23 protein-coding genes are annotated in these 23,421 nt (G+C 36.4%); 13 read left to right on the top strand and 10 right to left on the bottom strand.

Annotated elements, in window-relative coordinates; translation table 11 throughout:
• Positions 1–37: 37 nt before the first annotated feature.
• The 7 genes from MHH85_RS15805 to MHH85_RS15775 all read right to left on the bottom strand — a co-directional run bounded on the left by MHH85_RS15805 (position 38) and on the right by MHH85_RS15775 (position 6,723).
• Complete coding sequence (locus MHH85_RS15805; RefSeq protein ID WP_193738601.1) at positions 38–1,207, bottom strand: MFS transporter; 1,170 nt, start codon at positions 1,205–1,207, stop codon at positions 38–40.
• Positions 1,208–1,336: 129 nt separating this feature from the next.
• Positions 1,337–2,410: an ABC transporter substrate-binding protein gene (locus tag MHH85_RS15800; RefSeq protein ID WP_193738602.1), complete on the bottom strand. Its 1,074-nt coding sequence runs from the start codon at positions 2,408–2,410 to the stop codon at positions 1,337–1,339.
• Positions 2,407–3,210, bottom strand: a complete 804-nt coding sequence (locus MHH85_RS15795; protein WP_053417609.1) for an ABC transporter permease — start codon at positions 3,208–3,210, stop codon at positions 2,407–2,409. Before MHH85_RS15795 ends, MHH85_RS15800 begins: the two co-directional genes overlap by 4 nt.
• Positions 3,194–4,018 carry an ABC transporter permease gene (locus tag MHH85_RS15790; protein ID WP_053417608.1) on the bottom strand — a complete coding sequence of 275 codons (825 nt, stop codon included), beginning with the start codon at positions 4,016–4,018 and terminating at the stop codon, positions 3,194–3,196. The genes MHH85_RS15795 and MHH85_RS15790 overlap by 17 nt, the downstream gene beginning before the upstream one ends.
• The gene (locus MHH85_RS15785; protein WP_053417607.1) at positions 4,008–5,114 is read right to left on the bottom strand and encodes an ABC transporter ATP-binding protein; all 1,107 of its coding nucleotides are present in this window, start codon (positions 5,112–5,114) and stop codon (positions 4,008–4,010) included. The genes MHH85_RS15790 and MHH85_RS15785 overlap by 11 nt, the downstream gene beginning before the upstream one ends.
• A 15-nt stretch (positions 5,115–5,129) precedes the next feature.
• Complete coding sequence (locus MHH85_RS15780) at positions 5,130–5,672, bottom strand: helix-turn-helix domain-containing protein (protein WP_038183578.1); 543 nt, start codon at positions 5,670–5,672, stop codon at positions 5,130–5,132.
• Positions 5,673–6,051: 379 nt separating this feature from the next.
• Entirely contained in the window at positions 6,052–6,723 is a 672-nt protein-coding gene (locus MHH85_RS15775) for a LytTR family DNA-binding domain-containing protein (RefSeq protein ID WP_340707689.1), read from the bottom strand.
• 183 nt (positions 6,724–6,906) lie between these two features.
• Here MHH85_RS15775 and aceA point away from each other — a divergent pair, with 183 nt between their 5' ends.
• The 7 genes from aceA to MHH85_RS15740 all read left to right on the top strand — a co-directional run bounded on the left by aceA (position 6,907) and on the right by MHH85_RS15740 (position 12,780).
• Positions 6,907–8,190, top strand: a complete 1,284-nt coding sequence (aceA, locus tag MHH85_RS15770) for an isocitrate lyase (RefSeq protein ID WP_193738604.1) — start codon at positions 6,907–6,909, stop codon at positions 8,188–8,190.
• An 18-nt stretch (positions 8,191–8,208) separates the two neighbouring features.
• The gene (gene aceB / locus MHH85_RS15765) at positions 8,209–9,813 is read left to right on the top strand and encodes a malate synthase A (RefSeq protein ID WP_340707688.1); all 1,605 of its coding nucleotides are present in this window, start codon (positions 8,209–8,211) and stop codon (positions 9,811–9,813) included.
• A gap of 20 nt (positions 9,814–9,833) precedes the next feature.
• Positions 9,834–9,956: a YhfH family protein gene (locus MHH85_RS15760; protein ID WP_340707687.1), complete on the top strand. Its 123-nt coding sequence runs from the start codon at positions 9,834–9,836 to the stop codon at positions 9,954–9,956.
• 283 nt (positions 9,957–10,239) lie between these two features.
• Positions 10,240–10,518, top strand: a complete 279-nt coding sequence (locus MHH85_RS15755) for a hypothetical protein (RefSeq protein WP_193738607.1) — start codon at positions 10,240–10,242, stop codon at positions 10,516–10,518.
• Between the two features lie 352 nt (positions 10,519–10,870).
• Positions 10,871–11,419 (top strand): peroxiredoxin, encoded by a 549-nt coding sequence (locus tag MHH85_RS15750; RefSeq protein ID WP_038183596.1) that lies wholly within the window; start codon positions 10,871–10,873, stop codon positions 11,417–11,419.
• A 98-nt stretch (positions 11,420–11,517) separates the two neighbouring features.
• Positions 11,518–11,976, top strand: coding sequence for a TlpA family protein disulfide reductase (locus MHH85_RS15745; protein WP_340707686.1), 459 nt, complete (start codon positions 11,518–11,520; stop codon positions 11,974–11,976).
• 144 nt (positions 11,977–12,120) lie between these two features.
• The gene (locus tag MHH85_RS15740; RefSeq protein ID WP_038183611.1) at positions 12,121–12,780 is read left to right on the top strand and encodes a potassium channel family protein; all 660 of its coding nucleotides are present in this window, start codon (positions 12,121–12,123) and stop codon (positions 12,778–12,780) included.
• Between the two features lie 150 nt (positions 12,781–12,930).
• On the opposite strand, the gene rnjA is transcribed toward MHH85_RS15740, so the two are convergent.
• Complete coding sequence (gene rnjA, locus MHH85_RS15735) at positions 12,931–14,598, bottom strand: ribonuclease J1 (protein ID WP_193738609.1); 1,668 nt, start codon at positions 14,596–14,598, stop codon at positions 12,931–12,933.
• A gap of 4 nt (positions 14,599–14,602) precedes the next feature.
• Positions 14,603–14,812 carry a DNA-dependent RNA polymerase subunit epsilon gene (locus MHH85_RS15730; protein WP_053417599.1) on the bottom strand — a complete coding sequence of 70 codons (210 nt, stop codon included), beginning with the start codon at positions 14,810–14,812 and terminating at the stop codon, positions 14,603–14,605.
• Positions 14,813–15,094: 282 nt separating this feature from the next.
• On the opposite strand from MHH85_RS15730, the gene MHH85_RS15725 reads away from it, so the two are divergent.
• Complete coding sequence (locus MHH85_RS15725) at positions 15,095–15,868, top strand: Cof-type HAD-IIB family hydrolase (protein WP_340707685.1); 774 nt, start codon at positions 15,095–15,097, stop codon at positions 15,866–15,868.
• Positions 15,869–15,923: 55 nt separating this feature from the next.
• Here the strand turns inward: MHH85_RS15725 and def are convergent, their stop codons facing one another.
• The gene (gene def, locus MHH85_RS15720) at positions 15,924–16,481 is read right to left on the bottom strand and encodes a peptide deformylase (RefSeq protein ID WP_340707684.1); all 558 of its coding nucleotides are present in this window, start codon (positions 16,479–16,481) and stop codon (positions 15,924–15,926) included.
• Between the two features lie 365 nt (positions 16,482–16,846).
• Between def and pdhA the strand changes: the two genes are divergently transcribed.
• The 5 genes from pdhA (at position 16,847) to MHH85_RS15695 (ending at position 22,834) form a co-directional block, all read left to right on the top strand.
• Entirely contained in the window at positions 16,847–17,962 is a 1,116-nt protein-coding gene (gene pdhA, locus MHH85_RS15715) for a pyruvate dehydrogenase (acetyl-transferring) E1 component subunit alpha (protein WP_340707683.1), read from the top strand.
• A gap of 3 nt (positions 17,963–17,965) precedes the next feature.
• On the top strand, positions 17,966–18,943 hold the full coding sequence (locus tag MHH85_RS15710; RefSeq protein WP_340707682.1) for an alpha-ketoacid dehydrogenase subunit beta: 978 nt from the start codon (positions 17,966–17,968) through the stop codon (positions 18,941–18,943).
• Between the two features lie 30 nt (positions 18,944–18,973).
• A complete protein-coding gene (locus MHH85_RS15705) occupies positions 18,974–20,296 on the top strand; it encodes a dihydrolipoamide acetyltransferase family protein (protein WP_340707681.1) in 1,323 nt (440 codons plus the stop codon).
• A gap of 4 nt (positions 20,297–20,300) precedes the next feature.
• Positions 20,301–21,716, top strand: a complete 1,416-nt coding sequence (gene lpdA, locus MHH85_RS15700) for a dihydrolipoyl dehydrogenase (protein ID WP_053417593.1) — start codon at positions 20,301–20,303, stop codon at positions 21,714–21,716.
• 335 nt (positions 21,717–22,051) lie between these two features.
• On the top strand, positions 22,052–22,834 hold the full coding sequence (locus MHH85_RS15695) for an SDR family NAD(P)-dependent oxidoreductase (RefSeq protein ID WP_340707680.1): 783 nt from the start codon (positions 22,052–22,054) through the stop codon (positions 22,832–22,834).
• Positions 22,835–23,421 lie beyond the last annotated feature (587 nt).

Here is a 23,421-nt window from a genome sequence, read left to right as displayed (position 1 = left end):
GGCGGCTCGAGTTTGAGCCGCCTTTAAATATATTTAATTAAGCAAGTGCTGCTTTTTTCTTTGCCCAAACAGCAGTTAAGGAGAAGCAACTAACAAGTATAATTGTCCCGAAAACATATGGACTATTCATATTCCAATCGAATAATATTCCTGCAAGTGCAGGACCAATCATATTACCTAAACTCATGTATGCATTATTCATACCAGCAGCAAAACCTTGTTCATTGCCAGCAGTTTTTGAAATTAGTGTATTAACAGCTGGGCGAATTAAAGTTGTAGCTGTTGAGAATATAGTTGCTACAAGTAACATGATAAAGAATCCACTAACGAATAATATTCCTAGCATACTAATAGATGCAACTGCAAGACCAAATAAAATAATTTTCATTTCGCCGAATTTTTTAAATAACTTATTTAATGCAAAGCCTTGAACAATGACACCAACAAAACCACCAACAGTCATTAATATGGCGATATCAGTTGCAGTGTATGCAAACTTATATGTTAAGAACATCGATAATGTCGCTTGGAAATTTGAAATTCCAAATGAGAAGACAAAGACAACAATAAGTAGTACAAAGTATGAGGCATGGAATGAACGGGTTAATTGCTTGAATATGTTATCACCTTTTACAACATTCTGTATTATAGGCTTTGTCGCTGGTAGTAAGATGAGAGATAGCACCCCTGCGATTATAGAAGCAGACCCTGCAAAATAGAATGGGAAGTGTAGACTAACATTAGACAAAAAGCCACCAATTCCAGGTCCAATCATAAAGCCTAGTGAAATCGCTGCACCAATCAGCCCCATTGCTTTTCCACGTTCATCAATGGTTGTAATATCTGCTACATAGGCCATAATTGGCGGTACAATAAAGGCAGATCCGACTCCCGTTAAGAACCGACAAACGAATAGCATCCAAAGTTCTGTAGATAAGCCAAAAGAAACTTGTGCAATACCGTTTAAAATTAGACCAAAAACTATTAATTTTTTTCTACCTATTTTGTCAGATAGATTACCTGCAATAGGGGAGAACAGAAACTGCGCAAAAGCTATTATAGCTATTAAAAAGCCGAGTACTTGTCCTGCTGCACCAAACAGTTTTAAATATGTGGGCATTATAGGAATAATAAGACCAACAGCACTCATCGTGATAAACATATTAAACATTAATAAAATCAATGCCAATTTATTAGAAGATTTCATATATTACTCTCTTTCTTTAAGAAGTATTTCGTGTTGCTAATTAATGTCGCTGTTAGAATTATACAGCTTGTTCAGATGTTAAGCAACAAAAGAAGCTCAGAAGGTTTACACCTACCGAGCTTCTTTATTTTATCGTATGGACATTTTAAATTTCAAGAAAAACTCATTGTACTCACCGATTTTTTCTTTACCTAAATTTTTATACACATGCAAATTATTTCGAACTTCTTTAGAAGGATAGTAACGTTCGTCGTTGACTACTTCAGGATCCATTAATTTTAATGCAGCTTTATTCGGTGTAGAGTATCCTACATAATCTGCATTTTGAGCAGCCACTTCAGGATCTAACATAAAGTTAATGAATTTATGCGCACCAGTAATGTTTTTAGATGTTTTAGGAATAACCATGTTATCAAACCATAGATTCGAACCTTCTGATGGTACATTGTATGTTAAGTCCTCATTCTCATACATCATATCAGCGGCTTGACCTGACCAAGTTAAAGCAACAGAGGCATCACCATTGACCATTAATTGCGTTACTTCATCTCCGATAATGGCTTTGACATTCGGAGCCATTTTTATTAATTTGTCAGTTGCTGCCTTTAATTCATCAGTATCAGTAGAATTAAGTGATTTTCCCATACTGTTTAAGCTAACACCTAAAACTTCACGAGCACTATCAACTAATATCACTTTTCCTTTTAGAGATGGATCCCAAAGATCATCCCAGCTATTAAAATCTTGACCTTTTAACATTTTTGGATTATAAACAATTCCTACAGTTCCCCAAAAGTAAGGGACTGAGTATTCATTCTTCGGATCAAAGTCCAAATCTAAGAAATCTTCATCGATGTTCTTGATATTAGGAATTTGTTTGTAATCGATAGGAAGTAGTAATTCACGTTCTTTCATTTGCTCGATCGTGTATTCAGATGGCATAGAAATATCATAAGATGTACCACCTTGCTCAATTTTCGTCATCATCGCTTCGTTTGAATCAAATGTTTCGTAAATAACGTGAATACCAGTTTCTTTTTCAAATTGTTTCAGTAAGTCAGGGTCAATATATTCGCCCCAGTTGTAAATGGTTAAAATATCTTTTCCTGATTTCCCGGAAGTTTGGTCCATTACACTTGCAGCATACATCAGTACTGCGCAAACAAGAATTATGCCAACTGTATAGCGTACTAATGACTTCATTTAGGAACCTCCGATCCACGAGCGCCTTTACTACGGTTTGTGATGAAGTAATAACCGAGCACAAGTAACATCGTAACAAAGAATACTAAGCCTGAGATAGCATTAACAGTTAAAGACACACCAGCGCGTGCCATAGAATAGATTTCAACGGATAAAGTACTAAAGCCATTTCCGGTAACGAAAAACGTCACTGCGAAATCATCAAGGGAATAAGTTAAAGCTAAAAAGAATCCAGCGAAAATACCTGGTTTGATATAAGGTAAAATAACACGAGTTAAAATATCGCGACGTGATGCACCTAAATCAAGTGCGGCATCAATTAGAGAAGAATTCATTTCTTGTAACTTAGGTAAAACCATAATGACAACAATTGGGATACTAAAAGCAACGTGAGCTAATAATACAGAACTAAAGCCTAAATTAACTCCAACCATTGTGAATAAGATCAAGAAAGATGCCCCAATAATAACGTCTGGACTTACAATTAAAATATTATTAAGTGAAAGAACAGTGTTACGTAGTTTGTGATTACGTATCGAAACAATTCCAATCGCACCAAGAGTCCCAATCATAGTGGAAATGAGTGCGGACAATAATGCTACTACAACTGTATTAATTAAAATGTTGATCAAACGTGTATCATCAAATACAGCTTTATAATGTTCCAACGTAAATGATTCAAAATTTGTCATCGTTCCGCCACTGTTAAAAGAGTAAAATACTAAAAACAGAATAGGCGCATACAAAACGACAAATACCAAAGCTAAATACAGCTTTGAACCTTTACTTAGCTTTTCCATTTTGTGATGCCCCTTTCTCTTTTTGACCAGTGAGTAGCATGATGATGAACATAAATAGTATTAAGAAAACTGCGATTGTCGAACCCATTCCCCAGTTCTGAGTAACCAAAAACTGTTGTTCAATTGCAGTCCCAAGTGTAATAACTCGGTTACCTGCAATAAGTCGAGTTATCATAAATAGAGATAACGAAGGGATAAATACTGCTTGAATTCCTGATTTAACACCGTTCATTGTCAGTGGTAATATAACTCGACGGAATGTGGTCAGTTTTGAAGCACCTAAATCACGAGAAGCATAAATAAGTGCTGGATTTAATTTATCCAATGCATTGAAAATCGGTAAAATCATAAACGGGATGAAAATATAAACAGCCACAAAGACAAAACTAGCATCAGTAAATAAGATTTGTTGTTCTGGAATGCCAATTGTTTTCAAAACTGCATTAATAGGACCACTCATACCGAAAATCCCGATAAATGCGTACGTTTTTAAAAGTAAGTTAATCCATGATGGAATAATAATTAATATAAGCCAAAGTTGTTTTTGCTTTGTTTTAGTAATTAAATATGCCGTAGGATAAGAAACTAATAAAGAAAATACGGTAATCAGAAATGCGTACCAAAATGAACTTAGTGTCATTTTTAAATAAACGCCTGTAAAGAAGTTCTGATAGTTAGCGAATGTAAAATTACCATTTAAATCAAGAAGTGAGTAATACACAACTAATATAATAGGGGCAATTACAAAGAGAGCAATCCATAAATAATATGGAACGAGTGTAAATGGGCTGTTTTTGTTATTTCTCATCTTCTTCATCTCCATATGATTCTAAACGTTTGTCAAAGTCTTCCTCTGTCTCGTTTAGACGCATAACGTGAATGGCTTCAGGATCAAAATCTAGGCCGATTTTCGTACCAACTGTTGCTTTTTTTAAAGAGTGTACAAGCCATTCATTTCCATCTTTATCATAGGTAGATAATTCATAATGTACACCGCGGAATAATTGTGTATCTACAGTTACTTCTAGCTTACCATTTTCAAGTGACGTAATTTCTAAATCTTCAGGTCGAATTACGATGTCTATTTTTTCATTTGGATTTAAACCTTGGTCAACACATTCGAATGTTTTGCCAGCGAATTTCACGACAAAGTCTTCAATCATCGTACCAGGTACTATATTTGATTCGCCAATGAAATCAGCAACGAATCGGTTAATTGGTTCGTCATAAATATCAACTGGCGTACCACTTTGTTGAATAGTACCCTCGTTTAAAACGAAAATTTCATCCGACATTGCTAATGCTTCTTCTTGATCATGTGTGACAAATACAAATGTTTTACCTAGTCGCTGTTGTAATTCACGAAGTTCATATTGCATCTCTGTACGAAGCTTTAAATCTAATGCTGATAATGGTTCATCTAATAAGATGATTTCAGGATCATTCACGATTGCTCGAGCGATAGCAACGCGTTGGCGTTGACCACCGGACATTTCAGAAATTTCACGATTGCCATAGCCTTCTAAGTTAACGAATTTTAATGCTTCATTTACACGAGTTGTTATTTCAGCATTTTTTAGTTTTTTAATACGCAATCCAAATGCTACATTTTCAAACACATCTAAATGTGGGAATAGGGCATAGTCTTGGAATACAGTATTTACTTGTCTTTCATTTGCAGGAACATTATTGATTTTCTTCCCATTGAAATAAATCGAGCCACTCGTTGGCTCCATGAAACCAGCGATTAGGCGGAGAATTGTTGTTTTACCACAACCAGATGGACCTAGTAGCGTGTAAAACTCACCTCTTTCTAATTCAAAACTGATGTCTTTTAATACGACAGTGCCATCAGAATAAGACTTTGACACGTTTTCAAAGCGGATAATTGAGTTTTCAGTCATGTGGGGCCTCCTAAACTATAAATAAGATTCGGTTGCGACGAGTAAAAGCTCGGTTTTTCCTGCGTGAGCATTAAACAGTTGATGAGTATCTGAAGCATCGAAATAGACCGCATTTCCTGCAGTTGCGATATATTCTTCTTTACCTAATACAAGTCGAACACGCCCAGTTAAAACATAGATAAATGTTTCAGAGAGAGAAGGCTCAAATTGTTTGAATTCACCGTTTTGTTCAAATGTTAAAATGACAGGTTCAATTTCTTTTTCATTAGAAGTTGGAATAAGCCATTGAATACGATATTTTTTATCTTCGTCTGTAAAGATTGTTTGGTCCTCATCTGTGTAGACGACCTTTTGTTCTTCTTGTTCATCATCAAAAAAGTCTTTTGGTGTTGAGCCAAGAACTTCTAGTAATGTGAAGAGAGTTTCAATAGAAGGGGAGTTTAAATCTCTTTCTAATTGTGAGATGTAACCTTTGCTCAAATCTGTTCTTTCACCTAACTCTTCTTGGGTAAGTCCCTTTTTTAGGCGAAGTCGTTTAATCTTTTTGCCGATTTGCATCTACCTTGCTCCTCGATTGTTTACTATTCGTAAACTTAAAGAATCGAAAGTTTACTTTAACGAAACTTTTAGTTTACTCAAACGATATCTATTATACAAAATTGACAGCATTTTTCAACCGTTTTTAGAAAAAAATAATAGCAGTATTGAAAGTTTATGAGAAAATATTTGAAGTTTTAAGATGAAAATGGTTATTCTCTATATTTTCATACCCTAAATGGAAAGAAAGTATTCTATTTATATAGGAGATGATTTCGTCAAATTGTTCTCGTAATAAAAAAATAAGCATATTTAACAGGAAGTTCTCAATTAACCGAAGTTATTAAATATAAAAAACCGAATGCATCTTCGCATTCGGTAGACATTACTAATATTAACCTCAAAACTCCAGAGCTCTCTTCACATCATTAATATAGGTACTACTGACAGGAAGTTCAGTATTATCTTTCAAAACAATCATTAAATTTGACGAGAAATCTCTTGTTATTTTTTGGATAGAATGAATATTCACTATATAAGAACGATGAATTCTTAAAAAACAGTCAGGTAAGCGTCTATGTAACTCTTTTAATGTTAAGTTCGTTTTGTATTGTTCACTTTTAGCATAAAACCAGCTTTTTTTATTTAAGCTTTCAAAATGTGAAACTTTTTCAATTGCGATAGGCGCCCATTCATCTTGTTGTTTACCAGTAATAAAGCGGAAAGGTTCTTTTACAGCTAAATGATGATTGGGTGGTAATATGACTAATAGTGCTGCATGTTGCCCTTGTAAGTCGATCGGATAACCAATGCAGTAATAGGGTGTACCCAATATCGCTTCTTCTACAACAGCTTCGATCTTTCTTCTTTCTTGAATGACTCGTTCAGCAATGCTCCCTTTTTTTATCCCTTGGCCATTGTTTAAATGTGCATCATAATCGCCTGCCACATAATAGATGTAAGAGTCTCCGATAGCAATCGCCAGCGTTGCCTCCTGTGGAACCCAATCCGCTAACAAATTCTTGTATTGATCAACTAAACCTTTTGCAAAACCAACTTTATCCTCAACCATTTGAAGTGCCCCCTCAACTCATCTTGGAAAAACATTCTTTCATCGTAAAAAAATGGGTTTTTGTCAAAAAACAATAACAAAAATTAGAAACTGTTATATATTAATTTATAACAACGTTATCTGTTATGCAACACTTAATTCGAGCAGATTTTAACGTAAATTAATTGGAAGGTGTGGATTGTTATGTTATCAAGACAACAACAAGTGGAGCGATTAGAAAAGAATTGGGCTGAAGAAGGGCGTTGGTTAGGAATTGAACGTCCATATAGTGCAGAAGAGGTAATTAAATTACGTGGTTCTGTAATTATTGAACATACATTAGCAAAAAAAGGTGCAACACGTCTATGGAAATCTTTACATGAAGAAGATTTTATCAATGCTTTAGGTGCATTGACAGGTAATCAAGCTGTACAACAAGTTAAAGCGGGTTTACAAGCAATTTATCTAAGTGGTTGGCAAGTAGCAGCAGATGCAAACCTTTCAGGACAAATGTATCCTGATCAAAGCTTATACCCGGCTAATAGCGTTCCTGCGGTTGTTAAGCGAATTAACCAAGCATTACAAAGAGCAGATCAAATTGATCATGCAGAAGGACGCGAAGATGGCTTTGATTGGTTCGCACCGATTATAGCAGATGCTGAAGCAGGTTTTGGCGGACCTTTAAATGTTTTTGAATTAGTTAAAGGTATGATTGAATCAGGAGCATCAGGAGTTCACTTAGAAGACCAATTAGCTTCGGAGAAGAAATGTGGTCATTTAGGTGGTAAAGTTTTACTTCCAACACAAAATGCAATTCGTAATCTAATCTCTGCAAGGCTAGCAGCTGATGTTTTAGATGTACCTACAATTTTAATTGCACGTACTGATGCAGATGCAGCAGATATGGTTACAAGTGATATCGATCCAAGAGATGCAGAGTTTATAACAGGGGAACGTACTCCTGAAGGATTCTTCCGTACAAAAGCGGGTATTGATCAAGCGATTGCACGTGGCCTAGCTTATGCGCCGTATGCAGACTTAATTTGGTGCGAAACATCAACACCAGACTTAGAAGAGGCAAAGAAATTCGCTGATGCAATTCGTGCAAAATTCCCAAATAAAATGCTTGCGTATAATTGCTCACCATCCTTCAATTGGAAAGCAAACTTAGATGATGAAACAATCGCTAAATATCAAGTTGAACTAGGCAAGATGGGTTACAAATTCCAATTTGTAACGTTAGCTGGATTCCATGCGCTAAACCACAGCATGTTTGAACTAGCGCATGATTATAAAGACAATGGCATGGCTGCATACTCTAAACTTCAAGAAGCTGAATTCTCTAACGAAACAAAAGGATATACAGCTACAAAACATCAACGCGAAGTAGGAACTGGTTACTTTGATGAGGTATCACAAGTGATTTCTGGGGGAACATCATCTACAACTGCGATGAAGGGTTCTACAGAAACAGCACAATTCATTTAATCATAAGGGGGATGGGCTATGAGTACTAAACAAGTAACTTCTCAAGAAATAAAAATTTTAGGGGAACAATTGGCAGCGAGCAAAGAAATTTTAACAATTGAAGCCTTGCAATTTATAGCTTCGTTACACCGGCAGTTTGATCAAAGAAGAAAAGAATTATTAGAAGAACGTCAAAATAGACAACAGCGCATCGATGCTGGTGAGAAACTAGATTTTCTTCCAGAGACAAAAGAAATCCGTGATGGAGAGTGGACTATTGCTCCACTTCCTGCAGATCTACAAGATCGTCGAGTAGAAATTACGGGTCCTGTAAATCGTAAAATGGTCATTAACGCACTGAATTCTGGGGCAAAAATGTTCATGGCATGTTTTGAAGACGCAACATCACCAACTTGGGACAATATGATTGAAGGGCAAGTGAATATGCGTGATGCAGTTCGAAAAACAATTTTCTTTACACAATCATCAAATGGTAAAACATATCAATTAAATGACAATCCAGCTGTCTTACTTGTTCGCCCACGAGGGTTACACTTACTAGAGAAGAATATAGAAATTGCTGGTGAACAAATCGCTGGAGGTCTGTTTGATTTCGGTTTATATGTCTTCCACAATGCGAAGGAGTTAGTGGCCCGAGGATCAGGTCCTTATTTCTACTTACCAAAACTTGAAAGCCACTTAGAAGCACGACTATGGAATGATGTATTTATCTATGCCCAAGAGCAACTTGGTCTTCCTCAAGGAACAATTAAGGCAACTGTCTTAATCGAAACGATAACAGCTGCATTTGAAATGGATGAAATTTTATATGAATTGCGTGAGCATTCCGCAGGTCTAAATTGTGGACGATGGGATTACATTTTCAGCTATTTGAAACGATTACGCAATCAGACAGAAGTTATTTTACCTGATCGTGGTCAAGTGACAATGACATCGCCATTCATGCGTGCGTACACTTTGAAATGTGTGCAAACTTGTCATAAACGGAATGCACCAGCTATTGGGGGAATGGCTGCGCAAATTCCAATTAAAGATAATCCTGAGGCAAATGAAATCGCTTTTGGTAAAGTGAGAGAAGATAAGCGTCGTGAAGCATCAGATGGTCATGATGGAACGTGGGTTGCCCATCCTGGGTTAGTATCAGTAGCTATGGAGCAATTTGATGAACATATGAAAACACCAAACCAGATTAATCGTAAAAGGGAAGATGTGCATGTTACAGCAGAAGATTTGTTAGAAGTGCCTGTAGGAACGATTACGGAGGCAGGCTTACGACTCAATTGCAGTGTAGGGGTTCAATATATCGCTTCATGGCTACGAGGTAATGGAGCTGCGCCAATCAATCATATGATGGAAGATGTGGCTACAGCAGAAATTTCACGCTCACAAACTTGGCAATGGATTCGTCATCCGCGAGGGGTACTTGATGATGGTCGTAACATTAATGAGCAACTATTTATAGAAATATTACAACAAGAACTCGTAGAAATTGAGCAACAAGTTGGCCAAGAAAACTTCCAGAATGGTCGTTATGAGGAAGCGGCAGACATTTTCAAATTCTTGACGTTAAAACCGTCGTTTGAGGAATTTTTAACTTTACCAAGCTATAGTCATATTCAATAACAGAAACGGAGGAGATTACAATGAAAACAACGAAACAAGAAGTAGCAAAAAAACATTGTCGTGAATGCGGATGCGTAATTGTTGAGCGTGTTGAATCAACTCTTTATGAGTGTGAGCGCTGCATCGGCATAAACGAAGATTAAAACACATAGTAAAAGTTAAACTCATCAGTCAACAATAGGCTGATGAGTTTTTTTGTTGATATTTTAAAGCATAATCCATAATGTATTTGGATTGTAGATGTCCTGACTTTTTAAAACCGCATTCTACATTCCTCAAACTATGTTTAAATAGTACTAGTCAGCCATGAAAGTAATTTATGAACATATGCAATAGTTCACCAAAATGTTCTTGAAAAATAAAAAGTATTATAGAGAAAAATGACTATGATTTATGCTAAACTAGGTGTCTAAGGAGGCGGAAATATTGGGAAAGAAATTGTTTTTTTATCTAGATCCTAAAGAAAGACAGGGTGCGGTGAAAGTCCCAAATGATCCCGTTTTTGAAGGTACATTCCTAATGGCGAATAATCGTTTAATCGATGCGGTTGCTTTAGAAGATTATTGTCCTGAATGTTTAGGGTTATTACGTTATTCAGATGATTATGATGCACTATTTTGTGCAAATTGCAATGAATGGAGAGAAGAGGCATGTGAGGATCCCTCCTGTGAAAATTGTAAAGGCCGGCCTAATCGACCTTTGTAATTGTTTTTGTAAAATTAACAGTAATTAATCTGTGGATTACTTTTCCATATATAATACGGTTACATTGACAAAAAAGCCTATAATTTCAATCGAATTAAAACTCCATTTATGGGGTTTTTTCTTTTGGTATCATTTTTTTAATATAATTAATAAATTCTTATAAAGGATAAGTTCTTAATTTCCTTGATGCATAAAATGTCGATTATTTGTCACAAAAGGAGTTAGATTAGAATAATTATTAAGTGTAAATGATTGATTTCACAATGTTGATTTGCTATTGTAGGAATTGGATTATTGTGAAAATTTTATTTTTTCTCAATAGCATACATAACAATATTTGGAGGGATTCAAAATGGCAGAACGTTTAGTAGCAAATCAAGCACCTCGATTTGAAATGCAAGCAGTATTAGCTAATAAAGAATTCGGTAAAGTTAATTTAGAAGAAAACATGAAAAACGACAAGTGGACTGTTTTATTCTTCTATCCAATGGACTTCACATTTGTATGCCCAACAGAAATCACTGCAATGTCAGATCGTTACGATGAATTTGAAGATCTTGATGCAGAAGTAATTGGTGTATCAACTGATACTATCCACACTCACTTAGCATGGATCAACACTGATCGTACTGAAAATGGTCTTGGTCAATTAAAATTCCCATTAGCAGCTGACCACAATCAACGTGTATCTCGTGATTATGGCGTGTTAATTGAAGAAGAAGGCGTAGCACTTCGCGGATTATTCATCATTAATCCAGAAGGCGAACTTCAATATCAAGTTGTTAATCACAATAACATCGGTCGCGATGTAGATGAAACTCTTCGCGTTCTACAAGCACTACAAACTGGCGGTCTTTGCCCAGCTAACTGGCGCCCAGGTCAAAAAACTCTTGAAGTTTAATTTAGATTTCTAACATCAAAAAGGCCTAACAAACGTTAGGTCTTTTTTTGAAAGATGAGAATATACTATATACGAATTCCATTATGAGGTGATTAAACATGAAACTACGTGCTCAGATGCCTGAATTAGTAGGCGAAACAGCTTGGTTAAACGGTAAAGTATCAAAAGCAAACTTAATCGGTAACAAACCAACTCTAATCCATTTCTGGTCTGTAAGCTGTCATTTATGTAAAGAAGCTATGCCAGATGTCAATAAATTCCGTGATGAATACAGTAAAGAATTAAATGTTGTTGCAGTTCATATGCCACGTTCTGAAAGTGATTTAGATTTAGACGTTATTAAAGCAACTGCAGCTGAGCATGATATTACACAACCAATCTTTGTTGACGGTGATATGAAGTTAACTGACGCCTTCGATAACCAATATGTACCTGCATATTATGTTTTTGATAAAGAAGGTCAACTTCGTCATTTCCAAGCAGGTGGAAGCGGTATGAAAATGCTTGAAAAACGCGTTAACCGTGTATTAGACGAAGTTCGTAACGCTGAAGCGTAAGTTATTTCGAATGTCATAAGAATTGTCCTGTTTTTATAAGGATAATTCTTTTTTTATTGGAAAAAATAGTGATAGTTGTGTTTGTATGCTTAAATGTATTGTGTTACACTATGTCCATTCTTTACAGTATCGGGGGAAATTTTCATGAAAAAAGAATTTGTTGTCATTGGATTAGGTCGTTTTGGCGGCAGTATCGTTTCAGAGCTGATACAACAAGGTGCTGATGTAATGGCAATAGATAAACAACCAGAAAGGGTGGACGAGTTTGCTCCTATCGCTACGCAGGCAGTTGTAGCAGATACGACGGATGAATCTGTTTTGAAGTCACTTGGAATCCGAAACTTTGAACATGTAATCATAGCAATCGGTGACGACATCCAATCGAGTATTTTGACCACATTAATGTTAAAAGAAATTGGAGTGCAGAAAATTACTGTAAAAGCTCAAAATGATTACCATGAAAAAGTATTAAGAAAAATTGGTGCAGATCATGTTGTCCATCCAGAACGTGATATGGGGATTCGTATTGCGAATAATATGATGTCAAATAATGTACTCGATTACTTGGAATTATCTGATGAACATTCAATTATGGAGATTAAGGCAAATCATTTATTAGAAGGACATACAATCATTAACTTAGATATCAGGGTAAGATATGGTATTAATATTGTAGCGATTAAAAGAGGGCATGAAATCATCGTTTCACCGCAAGCAGATGAGGTCATTCATGAAGGTGATATTTTAATTGTTATCGGAGCAGATGTTGATATTAGCCGTTTTGAGAAGAAAATGATGAATTAAGAGTAAAATTTTTTAAGGATTATTCATTTTGAGAACTCGAGATGAATTATCCTTTGGGAAATTAATATGAACAACATATTTCGTTTTTTTATATTTTCACAATAAAATTATAAAAAGGGTAGAGATTAAAAAATCTCTACCCTTTTGTGATCAAACTTCCATGATGATCGGCAAAATCATTGGACGACGTTTTGTTTTTTCAAACAAGTAAGGTCCTAATGCATCAGTGATATCATTTTTTAATTCTGACCACTGAGGTGTTTTGTCTTGTAATGTACGTTGTAAGTGACGGTTCAACATTTGTTGAGCTTCATTAATCATCATACCTGATTCACGCATATATACGAAACCACGAGAGATAATATCTGGACCAGAAACAATTTTCTGAGTCTCCATGTTCACGCTAACCACAACGATGACTAGACCTTCTTCGGAAAGGATACGACGATCGCGTAATACGATATTACCGATATCACCAATTCCATTACCATCAATGTAAACATCACCAGAAGGAATTCGGCCTGATACAGTAGCCGTATTAGGGCTAAGTGCAAGGACGTCACCATTCTCCATGATGAAAGTATTGTCTGGTTCTACGTCACAATCAATAGCTAAATCAGCATGCATACGAAGCATGCGGTACTCACCATGAATTGGCATAAAGAATTTTGGTTTAATCAGACGAAGCATTAGTTTTTGTTCTTCTTGAGAACCGTGACCAGAAGTATGAATATTATTCAATGAGCCATGAATAACTTCTGCACCTGCACGGAATAATGAGTTAATTGTTTTATTAACGCTAATAGTATTCCCTGGGATTGGTGAAGATGAAAATACAACAGTATCTCCAGGTTGAATTTGGATTTGTCGGTGAGTCCCATTGGCAATACGAGAAAGTGCTGCCATTGGTTCACCTTGGCTTCCTGTACAAAGAATCAATACTTCGTTAGCAGGCAAACGATTTAACGTTTGTGAATCAACAAAAGTTTCTTTTGGTGCAGTGATGTAGCCCAATTCACGGCCTATTGTAATGGCGTTATCCATACTTCTACCAAATACAGCGATTTTACGTCCGTGTCTAGCAGCTGCATCTGTAACTTGTTGTAAACGGTGAATATTTGAAGCGAATGTTGCAAAAATAAGACGACCTTCTACTTTGCGTAGAATTTCATCAATACTTTCTCCAACTTTGCGTTCAGACATTGTGAAATTAGGAACTTCGGCATTTGTACTATCAGATAGTAGACATAACACGCCATCGCGTCCTATTTCAGCCATTTTTGTTAAGTTTGCTGGTTCACCAACAGGAGTGAAGTCAAATTTGAAATCTCCTGTATGAACGATATTACCAGGAGGAGTTTTAACGACAATACCGTATGCATCCGGAATACTGTGGGTTGTTCTGAAGAAGCTCACAGAAGTTTTACGGAATTTAATAATGTCCTCTTCTTGGATTTCAATCATTTTTGTTTGGCGAAGTAAACCATGCTCGTCCAATTTATTACGTAACAGACCTAGTGCAAGCTTGCCACCGTAAACAGGAATGTTAATTTGACGTAGCAAATAAGGAATACCACCAATATGATCTTCATGACCATGTGTAATAAAAAGACCTTTAATCTTGTCTACATTTCTTACTAAATAAGTGTAGTCTGGTATAACATAGTCAATACCTAATAGATCATCCTCAGGGAATTTAATTCCTGCGTCAATCAAGATAATTTCATCTTGGAATTGTACGGCATACGTATTTTTACCGATTTCGCCCAGTCCGCCGAGTGCGAAAACCGCTGTTTGGTCGTTTTTGACAAACTTCATACGTTTAGAGTTTCTCCACGTGGAAATGTTCGCTTGCTTGTTCGTACTCTAAGTAGTTTCCTTCAAGCAACTGAACAAATTCGATATTATAGTTACGGTCTTTAAGTTTTTGACGAACTTCACGCTCATCTGCCGCTTCTAAGTATAAGCTTTTAGTATTTTCGCGAACTGGTACTTCAAGCGCATTTTCTTGATAATAAACTTTGTAAATCATAATATGCTCTCCTTTAACACGTTCAAAATAATTGCATTTCCTTTATATTATCACGCTAGTAACTTAAAATAAAGAAAAGCCCTCCAAAATTATGAAGGGCAAATAAACTTAAGCGATTGTTTTTTTTCCGAGCAAGCCATTAAGCCGTTTCAACAATTGTTTTTTAAGGCGTTTAAACATGGCATATCACTCCTCGTGGACATTATACAATATTAAGTTATTACTGTAAAGTTATTTTACTTAACAAACGGAAATACAAGAAAAGAGAGGAAGTAATTTAGTATGCAGAAAAGAATATTATTTTTTGATATTGACGGAACACTTTATAATTCGAAAAAAGAAATTCCACAGACAACAATTGATGCGGTAAAAAAAGCAAAAGATAATGGTCATGAAGTGGTTATTGCTACGGGTAGAGCTCCGTTTATGATTCAGGAAGTTCTTGAAACGCTAAAATTAGACTCTTATGTTTGTTTCAATGGCCAATACGTTGTGTATAAGGGGCAGCCCGTCTCATTGAAGCCAGTGCCTCTCGATCAACTGAAGGCTCTTGTTAACTATGTGGAGAAACATGACAAACCATTAGTTTTTTTAGATAATCATGAGATGGTTACTTCTGTTCCAGAGCATCATCAGATAAAGGAAAGCTTGACTTCTTTACTCTATCCTATGCCAAGACTGGATAAAGATTTCTACTTAAATCATCCTATTTATCAAGTACTATTATACGTAAGTGTCGATGAGGAAGAAGAGTATGCAAAGGCTTTTCCTGAATTGGAGTTAGTTCGATGGCATACTTATTGTTGTGATGTATTAAATAAAGGTGTTTCTAAAGCGTATGGGATTGAACGATTACTTGAATATACAAATTTTGAAATGCAAGATGCGATTGCTTTCGGTGATGGCTTAAATGACGTTGAAATGCTAACGGCAGTTGGGACAGGTGTAGCTATGGGAAATGGTCATGTGAAAGCGAAAACTGTTGCGAGTTTTGTGACTGATCATGTAGATGAAGATGGATTAGTAAAAGCAATGGAAAAATTACAATTGGTATAAAAAACAATAAAAAAGCCTTACTATGATTTTACGATTCATAGTAAGGCTTTTTGTGTTAATTATTTTCAATTGGTTGAGAATTAGGTACATCAGCGAATGGGTTAGATTCATTAATGTGATCATAGAACATTACACCATTTAAATGGTCTAATTCATGTTGAAACGCGATTGCGGGTATTCCTTTTAAGCGCATTTTTTTTTCTTCACCATCTAGTGTATGGAATTTAACTGTAATTCGTGCATGACGTGGTACGTAACCAGCTACATTCCGATCAACTGATAAACAACCTTCACCATTTGTTAAATAAGTATTTTCTACTGAATGACTAACGATTTTCGGGTTTACAGCTACGAAACTTATTTGATTGTCATTGTCATCAGGTAGATGAAGTGCAAACATTCTTTTTGATTCATTTATTTGCGGAGCGGCAATACCTATTCCGGAACGCAAGCTATATTTTTCACTTAACACAGGGTCTTGACTATTAATAAGGAATTCAAGTAAGTCTTGACCTAACTTTTTATCCTCAGGTGATAGAGGGAAAGTTAGTTCTTTCGCGCGGGTACGTAAAGTTGGATGGCCTTCGCGAATTACATTATCCATTAAAATCATTTTTCGTTTCTTCCTTTCGATACAAAATCTATATCCATAGTATAACGAACAACGACAATCGTTCAATGGAAAAGAGAGTTCTTAAAAGATTATTTGTTTAAGTTTATGACATCTGGGAATATTTAATACGAGGTAAAAGACTGTTCTAGTAAAGGGTGAAAAAAACAATCTGTTGTATAATACAGTTGTCTAAACGTATATGGTACAGGTTTTTCTGAATAATAAGAATAAAATAATGTAAGCATTATCATAACAATGATTGACCTATTTATTTTAATTCAGTATACTGAAAACGAAGAAACGTTGTATTACTAAAAAGAAAAAAATTTATAATACAGACACAGACACAGAGGAGATGTGGTAACATGGCTTCACAAAAATCAAAGCAATTCGATCCAGTTGCAAACTTGCATGAGATTGAAGAAAAATTTGAAATGTTTCAGATTTTGAATGAGGAAGGCGAAATTGTTAACGCAGATGCAGATCCGAAACTATCGGATGCTGAATTAGTTGAATTAATGAACAGAATGGTTTTCACTCGTATTTTAGACCAACGTTCGATTTCATTGAACCGTCAAGGACGCTTAGGATTCTATGCACCAACAGCGGGTCAAGAAGCTTCTCAAATTGCTTCTCACTATGCACTTGAAAAAGAAGATTATATTTTACCGGGATATCGTGATGTGCCTCAAATTGTTTGGCACGGACTACCTCTTTATAAAGCATTCTTATTCTCACGTGGACATTTCATAGGAAATCAAATTCCTGAGGATGTTAATGTATTACCACCACAAATTATTATCGGTGCTCAGTATATTCAAACTGCTGGAGTTGCACTTGGTATGCAAAAGCGAGGTAAGAAATCTGTTGCTGTAACTTATACGGGTGATGGTGGTTCGTCTCAAGGGGACTTCTACGAAGGTATTAACTTTGCAGGAGCGTTTCGTTCACCAGCGATCTTCATCGTTCAAAATAACCAATTTGCTATTTCAACACCACGTGAATTGCAAACAGCAGCGAAAACAATCGCTCAAAAAGGTATTGCAGCAGGTATTCCTAGTATCTTAGTAGATGGAATGGATCCTCTTGCAGTTTTCGTAGCAACTCGCGATGCGCGCCAACGTGCAGTAAATGGTGAAGGTCCTTCGTTAATTGAAACAATGTGTTACCGTTATGGTCCACATACTATGGCTGGAGATGATCCAACTCGTTACCGTACTTCTGATACAGATTCACAATGGGAAAAGAAAGATCCAATTGTACGATTCCGTAAATACTTAGAAGCAAAAGGTTTGTGGAGCGAAGAAAAAGAATCAGAAGTAATTGAAAAAGCTAAAGAAGAGATTAAAGCAGCTGTCAAAGAAGCGGATGCAGCACCAAAACAAAAAGTAACAGAACTGATCCGTAATATGAATGATGGCGATTTACCATATAATTTACAAGAACAATACGAAATCTTCAAAGAGAAGGAGTCGAAGTAACCGATGGCACAACTGACGATGATTCAAGCAATTACAGACGCACTACGCTGCGAATTAAAAGACGACGAAAACGTTCTAGTGTTCGGTGAAGACGTTGGTGTCAACGGAGGAGTTTTCCGTGCAACTGAAGGTCTTCAAAAAGAATTTGGGGAAGATCGCGTTTTCGATACGCCACTAGCAGAATCAGGAATTGGTGGATTAACAATCGGTCTTGCGCTACAAGGTTTCCGTCCGGTTCCAGAAATACAATTCTTTGGTTTCATATATGAAGTAATGGACTCTGTAAGTGGTCAATTAGCGCGTATGCGTTACCGTACAGGTGGAGCACTTGGTGCACCTGTTACAATCCGTTCTCCTTTCGGCGGTGGTGTACATACACCAGAAATGCACTCGGACAGCTTAGAAGGATTAATGGCATCTCAACCAGGATTAAAGGTAGTTGTACCTTCAACACCTTATGATGCGAAAGGGTTACTAATCGCATCAATTCGCGATAATGACCCAGTAGTTTTCCTTGAGCATTTAAAATTATATCGCTCGTTCCGTGAAGAGGTTCCTGAAGAGTCTTATACTATTCCATTAGGAAAAGCTGATGTGAAGCGTGAAGGAACAGACTTGTCAATATTTGCATACGGTGCAATGGTACACGAATCACTAAAAGCTGCTGAATTATTAGAAAAAGAAGAGTACTCAGTTGAAGTTGTGGATTTACGAACTATTCAACCGTTAGATATTGAAACAATTATTGCTTCTGTTGAAAAAACAGGTCGAGCAGTTGTTGTTCAAGAAGCACAAAAACAAGCAGGTATTGCTGCTAATGTAGTAGCTGAAATCACAGAGCGTGCTATTCTTAGTCTTGAAGCACCGGTACTTCGTGTAGCAGCGCCGGATACAATCTACCCGTTCCCACAAGCAGAAGCAGTTTGGTTGCCGAATGCAAAAGATATTGTTGAAACAGCGAAAAAAGTATTAACATTCTAATTCGTTTTCGAAACAGAAAGGGTGAAACATATGGCATTTGAATTTCGATTACCAGATATTGGTGAAGGAATACATGAGGGTGAAATTGTAAAATGGTTCGTAAAAGCAGGTGACAAAATTCAAGAAGATGACGTGCTTTGTGAAGTGCAAAATGATAAAGCGGTCGTTGAAATCCCTTCTCCGGTAGAAGGTACAGTTGAAGAAGTCCTTGTTGAAGAAGGTGTTCTTACAACAGTTGGTACAGTTTTACTACGAGTAGACGCACCAGGATACGAAGATATCCAACTAAAAGGTCATCATGATGAAGAAGAAACTGCAAAAGAAGAACCGACAAAAGCTGCAGGTGAAGAAGCTCCGAAAGCAGAAACAACAACAGTAGCATCACAACCATCTGTGGAAACTGACCCGAATAAACGTGTTATTGCAATGCCATCAGTCCGTAAGTTTGCACGTGATAATGACATTGATATTAAACAACTATCGGGTTCAGGTAAAAATGGGCGTATTGTCAAAGAAGATGTGGAATCATTTATGAATGGTGGCTCAGCTCAAGCTGCAACACAGGCAGTTGAAGCACCAGTTGCAGAAGAGACTCAAGTTTCTGAAAAAACTAATGAAAAAGCTTCTGTACAACCAGTATTAGAAGGCGACTTCCCTGAAACACGTGAGAAAATGTCAGGTATCCGTCGTGCAATTGCAAAAGCAATGGTTCATTCAAAACAAACAGCTCCACACGTAACATTAATGGACGAAGTGGATGTAACAGAACTTGTAGCACATCGCAAAAAATTCAAAGAAATCGCTCTTGAAAAAGGTATCAAACTTACTTATTTACCGTATGTAGTAAAAGCTTTAGTTAGCGCATTACGTGAATTCCCTGAATTTAATCGATCACTTGATGATGCAACACAAGAAATTGTTCAAAAACACTATTATAATATCGGTATAGCTGCCGATACAGATAAAGGCTTATTAGTTCCTGTTATTAAACATGCAGATCGCAAATCGGTATTTGCAGTTTCTGACGAGATTAATGAGCTTGCTACAAAAGCTCGTGACGGTAAGTTAGCACCAAATGAAATGAAAGGTGCATCTTGTTCGATTACAAACATAGGTTCTGCAGGTGGCCAATGGTTTACTCCAGTAATTAACCATCCTGAAGTAGCTATATTAGGAATTGGTCGAATTGCAGAGAAACCTGTAATAAAAAATGGTGAAATTGTAGCGGCACCTGTGTTAGCATTATCATTGAGCTTTGATCATCGAATGATCGACGGTGCTACAGCGCAACATGCGTTAAATCATATTAAGCGTTTGTTAAGCGAGCCCGAATTATTATTAATGGAGGCGTAAGAAAATGGTAGTAGGAGATTTCCCAATCGAAACAGATACACTTGTAATTGGCGCAGGCCCTGGTGGATATGTTGCAGCAATTCGTGCAGCGCAAACTGGACAAAAAGTAACAGTTGTTGAAAAAGAACACGTAGGTGGCGTATGCTTAAACGTTGGTTGTATTCCTTCAAAAGCATTAATCTCAGTTGGTCACCGTTTAGAACATGCTAAAAACTCAGCAGACATGGGTATTGTGGCTCCTGAAGTTAGCATCGATTTTAAAAAAGCGCAAGAATTTAAAGACGGCGTAGTTAAAAAATTAACTGGCGGCGTATCAAGCTTATTAAAAGGCAACAACGTTGACGTTGTAAGTGGAGAAGCTTACTTTGTAGATGCAAACACAATCCGTGTTATTAACGAAGACTCTGCACAAACGTATACTTTCAAAAATGCGATTTTAGCAACTGGTTCACGCCCTGTTGAAATCCCAACTTTCAAATTTTCTAAACGCGTAATAAACTCTACAGGCGCACTTTCATTACAAGAAGTGCCTGGAAAACTTGTTGTTATTGGTGGAGGTTACATCGGTACTGAGCTTGGTTCAGCATTTGCTAACCTTGGTTCTGAAGTAACAATTCTAGAAGGTGGCAAAGATATTCTAGCTGGCTTCGAAAAGCAAATGACAACGATTGTTAAAAAAGGTCTTAAGAAAAAAGGCGTTACAATCGAAACAGACGCACTTGCTCAAGGCGTTGAAGAAACAGAAACAGGTGTTACTGTAAAATACGAAGTAAAAGGCGAAGCAAAATCTGTTGAAGCTGATTACGTATTAGTAACTGTTGGACGTCGTCCTAACACTGATGAAATTGGCTTAGAAGAACTAGGTCTTGAATTTGGTGAGCGTGGACTATTAAAAGTTGACAAACAATGCCGTACAAATATTCCAAACATCTATGCAATCGGTGATATCGTTGCTGGACCACAACTTGCTCACAAAGCTTCTTACGAAGGTAAAGTAGCTGCTGAAGCAATTGCTGGTGAAAAATCAGTAGTAGATTACTTAGCAATTCCTGCTGTTTGCTTCACAGATCCAGAAATGGCAACTGTAGGTCTTTCAGAAGACCAAGCAAAAGCAGAAGGTTATGAAGTAGTAGCTGGTAAATTCCCATTCGGAGCAAATGGTCGTGCATTAGCTCTAAATGAAACAGAAGGCTTCGTGAAACTTGTTTCTCGTAAAGCTGATGGCTTATTACTAGGTGGTCAAATCGTTGGTGCTGGTGCTTCTGATATGATCGCTGAAATTGGTTTAGCAATCGAAGCAGGTATGACTGTAGAAGATATTGCCATGACTATCCATGCACACCCAACATTAGGTGAAATCACTATGGAAACTGCTGAAGTATTACTTGGAAACCCAATTCACATCGTAGCTAAAAAATAATATGGCTTTGCCAATTAGTAAACCTCTTGAAGTTTTTGGACTTCAAGAGGTTTTTTAATGCAAAAATTTCTAAAGTAATACAATTGAATGGTCATTATAATTGGTTGGATCAAATAGAATATAAATAGTGAGAGAATTTAAGTTAGTTGATTTCGAAAAATTTCCTTCTATATTAATGTGCAGATTTAATAGGTATGTAATATTAATAATTAATTTACAAAGTAGCTATATGTAAATATGGTATAATAATCCTGCGTTTATATATAGTGAGTGATAAGGTACTTTTTTATCCGAATTGAATTTATTTATTCAGAACAACAAAGGAGTGCTGAAAAATGGATTTAGGTTTACTAGGAAAAGTAGCGATTGTAACAGGGAGCAGTAAAGGAATTGGTCTTGCAACAGCTTTACAGCTAGCTAATGAGGGTGCCAATGTTACAATTTGTGCACGTAATGAAGAAAATTTAATACATGCAGCGAAAGTGATATTCTTGGAAACAGGACAGAAAGTACATACAGTATGTGCAGATGTATCGATAAAAGAAGATTGCGAAAGAATTATTAATGAAACAATTGAACATTATGGACAACTAAATATTTTAGTGAATAATGCCGGTACAAGTTCTGCTAACACTTTTGAAAGCGTAGAAAATGAGCTTTGGCAAGATGATCTGGATTTAAAACTATACGGTGCTGTGAATTGTTCTAAATTTGCAATTCCTCATATGAGGGCAGTAGGTGGAGGAGCAATTGTAAATGTTACTGCTATAAAAGGAAAAGCACCTTCGGAATCCTCTTTACCAACATCTGTAAGTCGTGCAGCTGGGTTAGCGTTAACGAAAGCTATGAGTAAAGATTTAGGGGAAGATCAGATTCGAGTAAATTCTGTTTGTATCGGATTAATTCGTAGCTCACAAATCGAGCAGAAATGGCGAACGAACGCCCCGGGTCTTAGTTGGAATGCATTTTCTGAAGAAATGGGAAAAAATATTCCTCTTGGTCGGATTGGTGAAACTGAAGAAGCAGCAAATGTTATTACTTTCTTAGTGTCCGATGCAGCTTCTTATGTTAGTGGTACTGCAGTTAATATCGATGGTGGCTCAGCTCCAGTTCTTTAAATATGAAAAATATGATTTTATGAAATAAATAATGAAAAAAATAAATTTAGTAATTCACAATGAAAAACTTATGAAATAAAAAGTAACTACACCACTTGGATGTTTTGTTTAGGCAAAATTCCTGGTGGTGTTTTTATTTTGCGTAGTGATTAAGTGTGATAGTACATTCTTCCTTTAATTAAAGTTATAGTAAATATGTAATAATCCTTATTAAGGAAGAGTTGTTAAATATGAATTAAATAGACCAATGTAATTATTGCCAGTACACATTTTGTACAAAAAACGTACATAGAACGTTCATAATGATGTGAAATTCTTATGTTAGTGGAGAGGTTTTGATTTTCTTATTAAGAATAAGGAGTTATAATTTCATTTGAATCAAGCAAGAGGTTTGAAAGTTCCTCTGAAGAGTCTTAGGCGCGAAAACCTGGGTGCCTAATTTCTCCTATTGGAAACGTGAGAATGTATTTAATGCTTTAACTCAATCAAGTAGGCTATTAAAACATTGAGACTACTATGAATTGTCTCATCGTTGTTCCAAACAAAAGGAGTAACCTTCAATAATCTAGCAAATTCAAAATGTGTTT

The organism is Viridibacillus sp. FSL E2-0187, from assembly GCF_038006425.1.
GTDB lineage: Bacteria > Bacillota > Bacilli > Bacillales_A > Planococcaceae > Viridibacillus > Viridibacillus arvi.
This window is presented reverse-complemented; position numbering and strand designations above follow the sequence as displayed.

Coding starts and splice junctions, on each gene's coding strand:
- MHH85_RS15730 (WP_053417599.1), bottom strand. CDS start 14,812: ATGATTTACAAAGTTTATTATCAAGAAAATGCGCTTGAAGTACCAGTT.
- MHH85_RS15745 (WP_340707686.1), top strand. CDS start 11,518: ATGAAACTACGTGCTCAGATGCCTGAATTAGTAGGCGAAACAGCTTGG.
- MHH85_RS15775 (WP_340707689.1), bottom strand. CDS start 6,723: ATGGTTGAGGATAAAGTTGGTTTTGCAAAAGGTTTAGTTGATCAATAC.
- aceB (WP_340707688.1), top strand. CDS start 8,209: ATGAGTACTAAACAAGTAACTTCTCAAGAAATAAAAATTTTAGGGGAA.
- MHH85_RS15740 (WP_038183611.1), top strand. CDS start 12,121: ATGAAAAAAGAATTTGTTGTCATTGGATTAGGTCGTTTTGGCGGCAGT.
- rnjA (WP_193738609.1), bottom strand. CDS start 14,598: ATGAAGTTTGTCAAAAACGACCAAACAGCGGTTTTCGCACTCGGCGGA.
- lpdA (WP_053417593.1), top strand. CDS start 20,301: ATGGTAGTAGGAGATTTCCCAATCGAAACAGATACACTTGTAATTGGC.
- MHH85_RS15725 (WP_340707685.1), top strand. CDS start 15,095: ATGCAGAAAAGAATATTATTTTTTGATATTGACGGAACACTTTATAAT.
- MHH85_RS15780 (WP_038183578.1), bottom strand. CDS start 5,672: ATGCAAATCGGCAAAAAGATTAAACGACTTCGCCTAAAAAAGGGACTT.
- MHH85_RS15790 (WP_053417608.1), bottom strand. CDS start 4,018: ATGAGAAATAACAAAAACAGCCCATTTACACTCGTTCCATATTATTTA.
- MHH85_RS15805 (WP_193738601.1), bottom strand. CDS start 1,207: ATGAAATCTTCTAATAAATTGGCATTGATTTTATTAATGTTTAATATG.
- MHH85_RS15795 (WP_053417609.1), bottom strand. CDS start 3,210: ATGGAAAAGCTAAGTAAAGGTTCAAAGCTGTATTTAGCTTTGGTATTT.
- MHH85_RS15705 (WP_340707681.1), top strand. CDS start 18,974: ATGGCATTTGAATTTCGATTACCAGATATTGGTGAAGGAATACATGAG.
- MHH85_RS15800 (WP_193738602.1), bottom strand. CDS start 2,410: ATGAAGTCATTAGTACGCTATACAGTTGGCATAATTCTTGTTTGCGCA.
- pdhA (WP_340707683.1), top strand. CDS start 16,847: ATGGCTTCACAAAAATCAAAGCAATTCGATCCAGTTGCAAACTTGCAT.
- aceA (WP_193738604.1), top strand. CDS start 6,907: ATGTTATCAAGACAACAACAAGTGGAGCGATTAGAAAAGAATTGGGCT.
- MHH85_RS15760 (WP_340707687.1), top strand. CDS start 9,834: ATGAAAACAACGAAACAAGAAGTAGCAAAAAAACATTGTCGTGAATGC.
- MHH85_RS15710 (WP_340707682.1), top strand. CDS start 17,966: ATGGCACAACTGACGATGATTCAAGCAATTACAGACGCACTACGCTGC.
- def (WP_340707684.1), bottom strand. CDS start 16,481: ATGATTTTAATGGATAATGTAATTCGCGAAGGCCATCCAACTTTACGT.
- MHH85_RS15695 (WP_340707680.1), top strand. CDS start 22,052: ATGGATTTAGGTTTACTAGGAAAAGTAGCGATTGTAACAGGGAGCAGT.
- MHH85_RS15785 (WP_053417607.1), bottom strand. CDS start 5,114: ATGACTGAAAACTCAATTATCCGCTTTGAAAACGTGTCAAAGTCTTAT.
- MHH85_RS15750 (WP_038183596.1), top strand. CDS start 10,871: ATGGCAGAACGTTTAGTAGCAAATCAAGCACCTCGATTTGAAATGCAA.